The sequence below is a fragment of the Neobacillus sp. PS2-9 genome (assembly GCF_030915525.1).
Taxonomy (GTDB): domain Bacteria; phylum Bacillota; class Bacilli; order Bacillales; family Cytobacillaceae; genus Neobacillus.
This window is the reverse complement of the sequence record NZ_CP133269.1, coordinates 5,005,876-5,018,806: the sequence shown is the minus strand read 5'-3', so window position 1 is coordinate 5,018,806 and position 12,931 is coordinate 5,005,876. Positions and strand designations below refer to the sequence as shown.

Here is a 12,931-nt window from a genome sequence, read left to right as displayed (position 1 = left end):
TGTAGGTTGCGACTATACTTTAAATACTTACAAATACTCTTTAAATCTCAAATGCAGTATCGTACGTCTTTCTTGCTGCTGTCGTTAGGGCAATTTTTTATTCCTTTCGCCATTTTTGCAGGTTTGTACTTATTGTTTGAGCGATTTGGTCAAATAAAGGGGTGGCAGTTATTCGAGGTAGCCCTTTGCTTCGGGATCATTCACATGGCCTTTGCCTTAAGTGAATGCTTTGCTCGGGGCTTTGATACCTTTTCAAGCCTCATCATAAAAGGAGACTTTGACCGGCTACTGGTTAGACCAAGAAGTACCTTTGTCCAAGTATTGGGCTCCCAATTCGAGTTTACGAGATTTGGAAGACTGCTTCAAAGTTTGTTTGTATTAATTTGGGCAGTAATGAATCTACCGATCGATTGGACGCCAATAAAAATGTTGACACTTATATTTATGATAATTAGCGGGGTGCTTATCTTTACCGGGATTTATATGCTGGCAGCAACCATGTGTTTTTGGACCGTACAAGGTTTAGAGGTAGCAAATATATTTACCGATGGAGGCCGGGAGATGGCCCAATATCCTCTTAATATCTATCAAAAATGGGTCTCCCGTTTCTTTACCTATGTGATTCCATTTGGCACCGTCAATTATTTGCCCCTACTGTATATTCTCGGAAAAAGTGAGGGGGATGGGGTTCTTTACCTGCTCACACCAGTAGCCGGGAGCCTCTTTATTCTGCCGTGTTTTCTGGTCTGGCAGTTTGGGGTAAGGCATTATCGGTCCACGGGATCCTAAATTTTCCCCCCTATTTAAGATAGTTGTAGATACAAACGATAGGGGATTCGTTTATAATAATTGGTACAAATCTAGTTTTGCTGAAAGCAGGCCCATAATGTATGAATGAATATAGACGATTTCGACAGCAATTGTTAAAAAACTATTTAATAGGATCATCGCTAGCGGTTGGAGTCGTTGGCGGCGTCTTTATCTTTTTCACTTTAACACTTACAAGAACTGAATATTTGTATATGTTAGGGATTTTAGGAACTTCTTTTATCATTATGATGATACTAGAATTCCTTCGATTTTCTAAGGACATGAAGCCTATTTCTGATGTATTCACGAAAGAAATACACGAATTTGCAGGTTTGCAACGTGTGTTTGATTATTTGCATGAGTTTCCACTTGTGACATTCAAGCGAATTATGGGGCCACATTTATTAGGCCTATCCATTCCTGCCATGGTTCTAACAATCCTTGCCATTAAACTGCAGTTATTACACCTTCATTATTATTATATTTTGCTAGCAATGGCCGGGGCTACGCTTGTGGCAGGGATGCACGGAATTATTGAATTCTTCCTGGCCATCAAGGCCGTTCAGCCCTTATTAAAAAAAGTGGAGAAAATAGCCATCAACCAATTTGGAGAAAAGCAAACGCTAAAAGGGAAAATGGTTCTCTCAATCAAGCGCAAGTTTCAGTTTAGTTTCCTCTACATTTCAGTGTTTCCGATTCTTTTATTCGGGTTAGCTACCCAAGTAAAACTGGGTATTACGGAAAACTCAAGCCAAAGCTTCTGGAGTTGGGCAGCCGTTATTATTGTGCTGGGTCTTATCTTTGCCTACTATGGAGCCAAGCTGCTGTTTCTAGATGTTCATCAGCCAATCGTCCAGCTCAGGAAATCCATGCGAGAGGTCCAGGAAGGGTCCTTGGTGAAAACCGATGCCTTGTACTCTGATGAATTCGCAGGGCTAGTAAACGGATTCAACCATATGGTTGATGCGATCCAGAGTCGCGATGAAAAAAACAAGGCCATGTTTGCGAGTTTTTTAGAGAGTATGACAGCTGCGTTAGATGCGAGGGACCAATATACATTTGGTCATTCTACCCGAGTTGCTGCTTATTCACTAGAAATAGGGGAGAAAGCAGGATTAGATGAGGAAGAGCTAAGGCTTTTAAAAACCTCGGCACTTTTACACGATATTGGAAAAATTGGAGTTGCGGACCGAATCCTCTTAAAGGATGGGAAATTAACGGATGAGGAATACGCGGCAATTAAAAGACATCCCGAAATAGGCAGAAATATTATTAAACAGGTTCAGGGATTTTCTGACCTTCAACCTGTAGTAGAAGGTGTGCTGTACCATCATGAGCGATATGATGGAAAAGGCTATCCTGAGGGCCTCAGTGGTGAAAATATTCCTCAATTTGGAAGAATTATCGCGGTTGCAGATGCCTTTGATGCGATGACATCCAATCGTCCTTACCGCAGTGGGATGCCGGTCGACAAAGCTTTAACGATTATTCATGAAGGTAAAGGTACGCAATGGGACCCGCTGTTCGCTGAAATTTTTGTAGAATTAAAAAGAGGGATGGCTCGAAACCTAGCATAAAAATCAATGAAACATGACCGGTATTTGGATTGGTCACGTTTTTTGTCATTTTTACAAACAAATTTCCAGAGGTTTGAAACCACTATGGAGCTGTGCTATAGTGAAACTATCCATATGACCGTAGAACTAAAATAGTCAAAAAGGAGGGAGGTCTGAATGGCACCCGATAGAAGAAAGATGATTGTAGAGGCTGCAACAAAGTCTTTTTCATTATTTGGCTACAAAGCGACAACCATGGACCAGGTCGCGAAGCTCGCCAATGTGGGGAAAGGGACCATCTATACCTTTTTTAAAAATAAAGAGGAATTATTTGAAGAAATCATTTCCACGCTAGTAAAAGAAATGATAGCAGAAGCAGAGGCCGTCATTCAACCGGATCTGCCGTTTACAGAAAAAGTTCATCGTGCCCTCTATCGCTTATTAGAATTCCGTTCACAGCACCAGCTAATGATTAAGCTCGTTCAAGAGGAATCGGAAATGGGAACGATCGCGGTTTCCGAGATGCTGCAGCATGTGGAAAATGAGATTATCACCTATTTAAAGGAGAAAATTGAAGTTGCCATTGCAAAAGGATCTATACCTGCAACAAACATCGAGTTAACGAGCTTCCTTCTGTTAAAAATGTACATCGCTCTTGTTTCCGATTGGGAGCGACATCATGAACCGCTAAGCTCCGAGCAAATAGCGGAAGTGATTAAGGTATTCTTTTTAAAAGGCCTAACCATATAGAAAAAAAGACTTGTGCATCCAACCTGCACAAGTCTTTTGTGGTTAAAAGAAAGTATTAAATGACTTCGAGAATTGTCCAGCTCCAGTGCCTAGCCCCTCAGGTCAAATAACCTTCTGCAATAAAAGTCAAAGAGAGACTTTTTTTTGCAGAAGAACATTTGCCTGTCGGGGCTGATCAAGGCACTTCCGCTTTTCTTATCACTTTATCTTAGTAGGTGCCACTTTGCTGTTGGCAATGTATTCTTCCATTAAACTTAAAAAGGTTCCAAACAGGTAATTGACTACTGAGCCTAAGAGGATACCAAATCCAAGCGCAGTTAAAAGATAAGCATTATTGGAACCGTTTACAAATTGTCCGAACAATATAAGAATAATGCCTAACATACTCCCGAAAATAGCGGTCCTCTTAAAAGTAAAAATGCTTTTTAAATGTATTTCACGCATCATTATCAACTCCTTGTTAAGAATATTCTATCAATTGTCACAGAATTGTCAAACTTTTTTTCAAAAATAGGGAGGTCAGACCAAAAATGGGGTCTGACCCCCTTAGACACATTTACTGTTTTTTCGTTAGGTTTTCCTGTGCCATTTTTACAAGTTCGCGGACCATACTGCCGCCAAGCCTTCCGCCTACTTTTCCTGCCTGTTCAGAGGTGAGCTTGCCGTTGTAGCCTCTTTGTAAAGGAACGCCCATCTCTTCGGCCGCTTCAAACTTCGCCTCCTCCGGGCTTTGTGATTGAACGACTTTTGCCTTAAGGGCATCTAAGCCGCTCCGTGCCTCAGGAACGAGTATTTTATTTCTTCTTCTAGCCAAGTAAATCCCTCCTTTAGGTATAGAATTTCCTTATTAAAAAAAATAATCAGTAATGAGTGGATAAATCCTTTTCCTTCCAGTATAATAACTGATAATAAAGTCGGAAAAGTCAATGAAAAAGAGAGTAGTTACCTAGGATGTTGCAGCGAATCAGGGGTGGTGGAAGCCTGATACGGAATAGATAACGAAGCGCACTTTTGAGATGTGGACCCGAATGGAGTAGGGTTCGCCGGAGAATTCTCCGTTACCAAGGGAAAGCTGGTTCAGTACGAACAATTAGAGTGGTACCGCGGGAAATTCAACTCTCGTCTCTTTTATAGAGACGGGGGTTTTTTGTTGTATAAAGATAAATTAGGAGGTCTTCAGAATGAATTTTAAAAAAGAGCTTGCGTCCATTCTTCACGAACTGCTCGATCAAGAAATTTCATTAACCGAACTAGAACTCATGATTGAAAAACCTAAAAACACATCACACGGTGATCTTGCCTTTCCATGCTTTACACTAGCTAAGCTAAAACGTAAATCGCCAAACCTCATTGCTCAAGAATTAAGTGAGAAAATCCAGTCAGCCACATTTGAAAACGTAGAAGTAGTGGGTGCCTACTTAAATATCTTTTTAAATAAAAAGCTTGTTTCTGAAAAACTAGTGAAGGATGTCCTCGCTCAAGAAGAAAATTTCGCCTCACAGGATTTCGGCGGCGGAGGCAACATCACGATTGATATGTCATCACCCAATATCGCCAAGCCGTTTTCAATGGGGCATTTACGTTCAACGGTAATCGGCAATGCTCTAGCTCATATTGTTGAAAAATGCGGGTATCAACCGATTAAGATCAACCATCTGGGGGACTGGGGTACACAATTCGGAAAATTAATTACCGCTTATCAGCTGTGGGGAGATGCCGAAAAGGTCAAACAGAACCCTATTAAAGAGCTGCTTCAACTGTATATTCAGTTCCATGCGGAAGCAGAAAAAAATCCCGCATTGGAAGACCAGGGACGCAGCTGGTTTAAGCGGCTTGAAGACGGAGACGAAGAGGCATTAATGCTTTGGAAATGGTTCCGTGACGAGTCTTTAAAGGAGTTCTCAAGAATTTATGAGCTGATGAACGTCCAGTTCGATTCGTTCGCGGGAGAAGCTTTTTATAATGATAAAATGGATCGCATTGTAAAGCTCCTAGAGGAGAAACAGTTATTAGTGGAATCTGATCAAGCGCAGGTGGTTGAACTAACGGAGGAGCAGCTGCCACCGTGCTTAATTAAAAAATCCGATGGGGCAACACTTTATGCAACGCGGGACTTAGCAGCGGCCCTCTATCGTAAAGAAAACTACGGCTTTGTTCAATCCCTTTATGTCGTAGGACATGAACAAAGTCTTCATTTTAAACAGTTGATAGCTGTGTTAGGTAAAATGGGATATGACTGGGCGGAAAAAATGGTCCATGTACCATTTGGGATGATGCTGAAAGACGGCAAGAAGATGTCGACTCGTAAAGGGAAGGTTGTTTTACTAGAGGAAGTCCTAAATGAATCGATTGCGATGGCAAGACATAATATTGAGGAGAAAAATCCAAACCTCGGGAACAAAGATGAAGTAGCCAAACAAGTTGGGGTTGGAGCTGTTATCTTTCATGACCTAAAGAACAACCGAATGAATGATATCGAGTTTTCGCTCGAGGAAATGCTGAGATTTGAAGGGGAGACAGGACCTTATCTCCAATATACGTATGCTCGGGCGTGTTCCATACTAAGAAAAGGAAATGGGTATTCTAAAATGGATTCCCTAGCATATGATTATTCCTGGGAGAGGGAATGGAAGGTGACAAGCCTGCTAATGGAATTTGCACCAGCGATTAAAAGGGCCTGTGAGAATTTTGATCCATCACAAGTAGCGAAATATAGTGTTGACCTTGCCCAAGCCTTTAACAAGTATTATGCAGAAGTAAAAATCTTAGAAGAGAATCCAGCTAAACAGTCTCGATTGGCGCTTGTCTTGGCAGTCACAGTCGTTCTAAAGGAAGGCCTGCGTTTATTAGGAATAGAAGCACCGGAGGAAATGTAATAAAATAGAGATATGGAAAAAGGGAGGGCAATGAAATGAGTGAATTATTATTTAAGAGCTATGAGGTTGCAAGGGGAAATTTTGTTAAGAATGTAGAAGCGCTGGAAGAGAGTATGGTCGATGTGCAGCCAGAAGGCTTCAATAATACCCTTCACTGGCATGTTGGCCATGTTCTAACAGTGGCAGAACAATTTATGTTTGGCTTTCCTAAAAAATCAACCAACTTACCAGTTAACTACGTAGAGGTATTTGGAAATGGAACCAAACCAGCTGATTGGCAGGGAGAAGTTCCGTCCGTACAGGTGTTGGTAGAGCAGTTAAAAGAACAACTGGGTAGAATCAAAGAAATTCCAGTAGAAAGTTTTGATGCCAAGCTAAAAACGCCATTCCTTGGTCAAGAAACCTTTGGCGAGCTAACCAATTTTGCTATTTTTCATGAAACCCTTCACTTGGGCCAGATGCAAGCAATGAAACGGATGATTAAAGCAGTCCAAGTAAAATAATAGGGCCAACTAAAAGAGGAAGAGTCGTATACCGATTCTTCTTTCTTTTTGTATAATGGGAGTATAGAAAACAAGAGAGGCAGTGAAATGATGACTCTAGGTTATGCCGAGTATCAGTCTCCATTTGGAAAAATAAGAGTGATTGCAGATACTGATGGGATTAAGCGAGTGGAATTATTTGAGGAAGATTGGGAAAAGTTTTTGAACGATCATCCGGACATGGTTGAAGACCAGGCACTATGTAGCGAAGCGATTCGTCAGTTGGACGAATACTTCAACGGAAAAAGGAAGGATTTTGATCTGCCGCTATCCATAGAGGGGACAGATTTTCGAAGGCAGGTTTGGCAGGCACTTCAATCTATACCTTATGGTGAAGTAAAGAGCTATGCAGAAGTAGCAGAAATGATTGGAAATCCGAAAGCAGTTAGAGCGGTTGGACAAGCCAATCGAGCGAACCAGCTGCCCATTTTTATTCCCTGTCATCGTGTGATTGGAAAAAGCGGAAGTCTGGTAGGGTATGCAGGGACGAATACGCCTATTAAAAAAATGTTGTTAGAGATTGAAGGCTGCCTCATTACCCAATAAAATTTACTTAATCGTACACTAAGCATGAAGATTATTTTCTTCATGCTTTTCTTATGCGAGAATGGCCGAAACGGGTTAATGGCGCTAAAAGAGGGTACTCTAAACTAGAAAAAGGGATGAAGGTTAATTGGAATAGTTACTTGTCAAAAAGAAAACACTTCAACTTCGCTGTTATCTTGTGATAAAATCAATCGGTAATTCTACTTTGAATGTGGTGGGTGAATCACGTGCTCTCTTCTTTTAAGAGGCTGTTAATTGGCCGGCCGTTAAAGTCAACGGCATTAGGTGAACAAAAATTAAACGTACTTAAGGCACTAGCGATCTTGTCCTCAGATGCTCTTTCATCTGTAGCATACGGGACTGAACAGATATTAATTGTACTGGCAACGATTAGCGTAATTGCTTATTGGTACTCGATTCCTATTGCGGTGGGCGTTTTGTTTCTTTTAGCTGCACTCATCTTATCTTATCGACAAATTATCTATTCCTACCCACAGGGTGGCGGAGCCTATCTTGTATCAAAAGAAAATATTGGGGAGAAAGCGGGATTAATTGCTGGAGGCTCCTTGCTAGTTGATTACATATTAACCGTGGCTGTTAGTGTATCCGCAGGAACGGACGCGATTACTTCGGCGTTTCCTGCCCTGCATACCCATACAGTGCTAATTGCGTGTGTATTGGTTGTTCTCATAACCATCCTAAACTTGCGGGGGCTAACGGAGTCAGCATCAATTTTAGCCTATCCAGTCTATTTGTTTGTGGTTGGTCTCTTTGTTTTAATAGGAGTTGGAATTTATAAAATTATGACTGGTGATGTGTCTCCAACTGCTCAGCATGCGGCGATTGGGGCACCGGTTCAAGGGATTACCTTATTCCTGCTGCTCCGAGCATTTGCTTCGGGATGCTCTGCCTTGACGGGTGTGGAAGCTATCTCCAATGCCATTCCAAACTTTAAAGATCCTGCTCCAAAGAATGCGGCCAAAACACTAGTCCTAATGGGTACACTTTTAGCGATCCTGTTTTCTGGAATCACTTTTCTGGCGTATTATTACGGAATTTCGCCAAAGCATGATGAAACAGTCGTTTCTCAAATTGCCAAAGAAACGTTTGGTCGAAACTATCTTTACTTTTTCGTCCAGGGTACAACTGCCCTGATATTGGTGCTTGCGGCCAATACCGGTTACTCTGCTTTTCCGTTACTAGCTTTTAGCATGGCAAAGGATAAGTATATGCCAAGGATGTTTACCATTAGGGGGGACCGTCTCGGTTACTCAAATGGGATCGTTTCTTTAGGAATTGCTTCGATCCTGCTCATTATTGCCTTTCAGGGGAAAACGGAGAGCCTTATTCCACTCTATGCGGTTGGGGTATTTATTCCATTCACCTTGTCGCAAACGGGAATGATCTTAAAGTGGATCAGGGAAAAACCATCAGGTTGGTTAGCAAAATTGACATCTAATTTAATTGGAGCTCTAATCACGTTAACGGTTTTAATCATTTTCTTCGTAACGAAATTAAATCAAGTCTGGTTTGTTATCATCTTTTTGCCGTTGATTGTCATAGGTTTCCTAAGAATTAAAAATCACTATGAAGCGGTAGGAGAACAATTAAGAATTCAACCGGGGGATTGTGATTATAACATTTCAGGTAACGTCATCATCGTGCCTGTCGCAGGGATTACGAAGGTCGTTGCCAATTCAATTAACTACGCCAAGTCGATTACTGATCAAATTTTTGCTGTGTATATTTCCTTTGATCGTGAAGATGAAAAACGATTTGAGGAAAAATGGCAGCAATGGCAGCCTGATGTACGGCTGGTGACACTGCAATCACATTATCGCAGTGTGTTACAGCCATTATCGAAGTTTATTGATACGGTAGAACACAAGGCGAGTGAAAACAATTACCGAGTAACGGTGCTGATTCCGCAATTCATTACCAAGAAAAGCTGGCATAACATATTGCATAATCAATCAAGCTTATTAATCCGTACCTACCTCATTTTTAAAAAGAGAGTGATTGTGGCCACCTTGCCATTTCATTTTAAAAAATAAAAGAAGGTGGAGAGGGACTTTGAATTTTTTGGTGGAGAACAAGTGGATGATCTTGGTTATTCTTGAAGTGTTGGCGTGGTCTTCTACCTTTTTCTTGCTCTATGCAAGATATGGGTTGAAATCAAGCTTTTGGTTTAAGGTTGCTACGGTTCTCTTTGCGTTAACCGGCGTGATTCCACAGGTATTAATGGGGATTGTTAACTTTATTGCGACTAAAAAAATTGATTTGTTTACCTTAATTATTTTATTACTGATTTTATATGGTTTTACGATTGGGAAAAAACATGTGAAAAAGCTCGATGCCTGGGCCCAAGCGAAGTTTTTCAAGCAACCGTCGTAAAGCCCATAAAGAAAGAAACCACCGATTCTAATCGGTGGTTTTCTTTGTCTTTTTGATTAAAAAGTAAATAGCACCTAAAACTACTGCTGCAATGATGATTGGCATTACGTAGGGCTGTGCGTATTCCTTGATATGTGACCAGTTGCTACCAAGCACCTTACCTAAGTAAAGGAAAAGAATCGACCAAGGTAACACCGCTGCCACAGTGTAAAGCGTAAATTTTGTTGGAGACATTTTAGCAATACCAGCAGGAATCGAAATGGCATGTCTCACAACCGGAATGAAACGTGCAGAGAAAATAACGCCCGCTCCATATTTCTCAAACCATTGTTCAGCAATATCAATATGACTCTTTTTAATTAAGACAAACTTCCCATATTTTTCTAAAAATGGCCGGCCGCCATAATAACCTGCCCAATATAAAAACAACTGAGCGATTGTTCCCCCGATGGTACCAGCAATAACTGCACCAATAAAATTGAGATGACCCTGTGCAATCATATAACCGCCATAGCCTAACACAATTTCACTAGGAATAATCTCAATCATTAATCCTAAGGCAATTCCAAAGTAGCCTAACTGTGATAAAAATCCTAAAACGCTATTAATAAAATCAGCCATAATTCACCTTCGCTTATGTAAAAAGTATTTTGTCTACACCTATTTTATCTTAGATTGTCTCATTAAGAAATAAATTAGGTTAACTACTTAATGATTTACTTGAAGAAAATAAGTAGGATTTATGATGATAACGGATGCTATAAACAAGGCCCATTGCGAACATATTACCCATGAGGGAGCTGCCTCCGTAACTGATAAATGGCAGCGGAATGCCTGTAATCGGAAGGACTTGGATGGTCATTCCGATATTTTGAAACACATGAAAGGTTATCACGCTAATAATTCCTGTACATATATACGTGTTAAAAGGGTCATTGGTTTCAAGTGAGGTTTTAATTAAATGATAAATTAATAGAAAGAAAAGACCAATGACGATACTTCCGCCGACAAAACCATACTCCTCACCGATCACACTGAAAATAAAATCAGTATGTGCTTCAGGAATATATACCTCGCGATGGGTAAAACCTTTACCAGTAATTAAACCTGATCCGATCGCACTTAATGATTTTAATAGATGGTAGCTTGATCCTGATGAATGATTGCTTGGGTCAAGCCAGGTGTAAATTCGATTGAATTGATAGGTCTTTACATGGAGGTATTTTTCAAGTAATTCAGGTTTTTGTAATACAAGATAGAAAATCAGGGCACCGGTGGAAATTCCAGCACTATAGATAGGAATAATAATTTTCCATGTAATCCCTGAGACAAGGATAAACCCTGTTAATATGGAAAGAATCACAAGTCCAGTTCCGAGGTCTGGCTGCATCATAATTAAAGCGAGTGGAGCAGCAGTGGTTACACCTAATTTTAGCAATAAGAGAAAGTCGGTTTTCAATGATTTATCTATGTATTTATCTTGGTGGCTGGTGGTTAAACGACTTAAGGCCAATATCAAGAAGATCTTAACAAACTCGGACGGTTGAATAGATCCTATGCCCTTAATAATGAACCAGCTCTTTGCGCCGTTTCTGACGGGTGCAATAGACTCAGGGGCAACGTATACCGCAAGGAGTAACAATAAACCCAATCCATATAAATACCAGGAAAGCCGCTTGTACTGATAGGCATCAATAAAGATGGAAACAGATATAATGGCGGCTCCGACCACATACCAAAATACTTGCATGACTAAGAAGTCTTTTTCACCATATTGCTCTGAAGCTTGTGCACTATAGATGGCCGCACAGCTGACAAGGAAGAAGAGAAAAAGTAATAATGTTAATGTCCAGTCAAATCGATCGGCTTTTTTCATCATTGCCACACCCAATATATAATTATTAACTTTATGCAAGCAACCAAGGGTTTATCCCACAATACTAATTAGGGGAAATATTACAACTCTTATAATAAATGACGTTTAATTTAGAAAAATGTTTCCATTTTTCAAAAACTACATAAGGTGCTTTAAAAACATGGTCGCAATACCGAAATAGGTAAGCAAGGAAAAGATGTCGTTTAAGGTGGTAATCAACGGCCCTGATGCCACCGCAGGGTCAATCTTGAGACGATAAAGAATGAGGGGAATAACTGTCCCCGCAAGTGTTCCGATATAAGAGTGAAGAAGAGAGAGCAACCGACAACCGCGCCTAAAATTAGATTTCCCTGCCAAACATAAGCGATAATCGAGATCAGGATGGCACAGGTAACCCCAATCGTAATGCCGACCCCGAGTTCTCTAATAATAAGGCGGGTAATCACACCGCGGTCAATATCATGTGAAATTAACCCCCTCACGACGACCGCAAGGGACTGAGTGCCTGTATTCCCTGTCATCCCCGCAATCATAGGCATGAAAAAGGCAAGGGCTACAACTTGCTGTAAGGTATTCTCAAAACTGCTGATAATCCTGCCTGAAATAAGTCCAATAAACAAAAGCAAAATCAACCATGGTAACCGCCGCGCGGCCGCCACTAACATTTTTGTCTCAAAATCAATGGATTTTCCTGTTGCTGATAATTTTTCAATATCTTCATTCGCTTCTTTGATGACAATGTCGATAATGTCATCGACAGTGACAATCCCGACAAGAACATCGCTTTCATCGACAACAGGGATGGCTAAAAAGTCATATCGTTCTGCCATCCGGGCGACCACTTCTTGGTCGGTGGTCACTGTGACAGAAATAACTCGTTCATACATAATCGTTCGTATTTTCTCTTCAGGCTCGGCCAACAGGAGATCTCGATAGGAAACAACACCAACGAGTTTTCGTGTTTCGTCTATGACATAGATATAGTTAATCGATTCGGCAAACCCCGCAAAGACCTTAAATTTTTCAACTGCTTCTTTAACAGTAAAATAGTCCCGAATCCATACAAAGCGGTTGGTCATGATTCGCCCAGCAGTTTCCGGAGGGTAATTCATAATGCCTTTAACGGCATTTGACTCTTCGGCTTTCATCCCTGATAACAGATCATCCTTTTTTTCGGGAGATAATTCGTCTAATAAAAGGGCCAAATCGTCATTATCCATTAAATCGAGAACCTTACTGGATTTTTCAATTCCAAGCTTGTTTAATAAATCCAGTTGTTCCGTTTTGGGTAACTCCTCCATTAAGTCTGCCAAGAGGTCAAATTTTAAAAAGAGGAGAAATCGAGCTTTATGCTTCTCGGGTAATTCCTCATAGATTTTTGCCACATCATAAGGCTGAAGTTCTTCTATAATGGATTCAAACTCAGCTTTTTTGTTTTCTTTTAACGTTTTTATGATATAAAGATTAATTTCATCTTGTGTCATATCTTTAATCACGCCGGCCACACTCCTTTCCTCAGGTGCGGTGTTGATGATTTTCATAAAATAAATCAATGAAATAGAGGGGAAACTGAGATAATAA

12 protein-coding genes, 1 pseudogene and 1 other annotated feature are annotated in these 12,931 nt (G+C 40.6%); of the genes and pseudogenes, 8 read left to right on the top strand and 5 right to left on the bottom strand.

Going from position 1 to position 12,931, the window contains the following annotated elements:
• The first annotated feature begins 6 nt into the window (after nt 1-6).
• The 3 genes from RCG25_RS25035 to RCG25_RS25025 all read left to right on the top strand — a co-directional run bounded on the left by RCG25_RS25035 (nt 7) and on the right by RCG25_RS25025 (nt 3,116).
• Nucleotides 7-789 carry an ABC transporter permease gene (locus tag RCG25_RS25035; RefSeq protein ID WP_308081494.1) on the top strand — a complete coding sequence of 261 codons (783 nt, stop codon included), beginning with the start codon at nt 7-9 and terminating at the stop codon, nt 787-789.
• A 101-nt stretch (nt 790-890) separates the two neighbouring features.
• Nucleotides 891-2,387 (top strand): HD domain-containing phosphohydrolase, encoded by a 1,497-nt coding sequence (locus RCG25_RS25030; protein WP_308081493.1) that lies wholly within the window; start codon nt 891-893, stop codon nt 2,385-2,387.
• A 156-nt stretch (nt 2,388-2,543) separates the two neighbouring features.
• A complete protein-coding gene (locus RCG25_RS25025) occupies nt 2,544-3,116 on the top strand; it encodes a TetR/AcrR family transcriptional regulator (RefSeq protein WP_308081492.1) in 573 nt (190 codons plus the stop codon).
• Nucleotides 3,117-3,314: 198 nt separating this feature from the next.
• On the opposite strand, the gene RCG25_RS25020 is transcribed toward RCG25_RS25025, so the two are convergent.
• Both RCG25_RS25020 and RCG25_RS25015 read right to left on the bottom strand, forming a co-directional pair.
• Complete coding sequence (locus RCG25_RS25020; RefSeq protein ID WP_308081491.1) at nt 3,315-3,563, bottom strand: hypothetical protein; 249 nt, start codon at nt 3,561-3,563, stop codon at nt 3,315-3,317.
• Nucleotides 3,564-3,672: 109 nt separating this feature from the next.
• Entirely contained in the window at nt 3,673-3,930 is a 258-nt protein-coding gene (locus RCG25_RS25015) for an alpha/beta-type small acid-soluble spore protein (protein ID WP_308081490.1), read from the bottom strand.
• Between the two features lie 103 nt (nt 3,931-4,033).
• Nucleotides 4,034-4,246: a binding site (T-box leader), on the top strand.
• A gap of 51 nt (nt 4,247-4,297) precedes the next feature.
• Here RCG25_RS25015 and argS point away from each other — a divergent pair.
• The 5 genes from argS to RCG25_RS24990 all read left to right on the top strand — a co-directional run bounded on the left by argS (nt 4,298) and on the right by RCG25_RS24990 (nt 9,474).
• On the top strand, nt 4,298-5,992 hold the full coding sequence (gene argS, locus RCG25_RS25010) for an arginine--tRNA ligase (RefSeq protein WP_308081489.1): 1,695 nt from the start codon (nt 4,298-4,300) through the stop codon (nt 5,990-5,992).
• Between the two features lie 35 nt (nt 5,993-6,027).
• The gene (locus RCG25_RS25005) at nt 6,028-6,495 is read left to right on the top strand and encodes a DinB family protein (RefSeq protein ID WP_308081488.1); all 468 of its coding nucleotides are present in this window, start codon (nt 6,028-6,030) and stop codon (nt 6,493-6,495) included.
• Between the two features lie 90 nt (nt 6,496-6,585).
• Nucleotides 6,586-7,080, top strand: a complete 495-nt coding sequence (locus tag RCG25_RS25000) for a methylated-DNA--[protein]-cysteine S-methyltransferase (protein ID WP_308084275.1) — start codon at nt 6,586-6,588, stop codon at nt 7,078-7,080.
• Between the two features lie 227 nt (nt 7,081-7,307).
• On the top strand, nt 7,308-9,134 hold the full coding sequence (locus RCG25_RS24995; RefSeq protein WP_308084274.1) for an APC family permease: 1,827 nt from the start codon (nt 7,308-7,310) through the stop codon (nt 9,132-9,134).
• A 19-nt stretch (nt 9,135-9,153) separates the two neighbouring features.
• Entirely contained in the window at nt 9,154-9,474 is a 321-nt protein-coding gene (locus tag RCG25_RS24990; protein WP_308081487.1) for a hypothetical protein, read from the top strand.
• A 27-nt stretch (nt 9,475-9,501) separates the two neighbouring features.
• On the opposite strand, the gene RCG25_RS24985 is transcribed toward RCG25_RS24990, so the two are convergent.
• The 3 genes and pseudogenes from RCG25_RS24985 to mgtE form a co-directional block, all read right to left on the bottom strand.
• Nucleotides 9,502-10,095, bottom strand: a complete 594-nt coding sequence (locus tag RCG25_RS24985; protein ID WP_374121017.1) for an undecaprenyl phosphate transporter UptA — start codon at nt 10,093-10,095, stop codon at nt 9,502-9,504.
• A 79-nt stretch (nt 10,096-10,174) separates the two neighbouring features.
• The gene (locus tag RCG25_RS24980) at nt 10,175-11,353 is read right to left on the bottom strand and encodes an FtsW/RodA/SpoVE family cell cycle protein (protein ID WP_308081486.1); all 1,179 of its coding nucleotides are present in this window, start codon (nt 11,351-11,353) and stop codon (nt 10,175-10,177) included.
• 135 nt (nt 11,354-11,488) lie between these two features.
• Nucleotides 11,489-12,846, bottom strand: a pseudogene (gene mgtE, locus RCG25_RS24975) (magnesium transporter).
• Between the last annotated feature and the right edge of the window lie 85 nt (nt 12,847-12,931).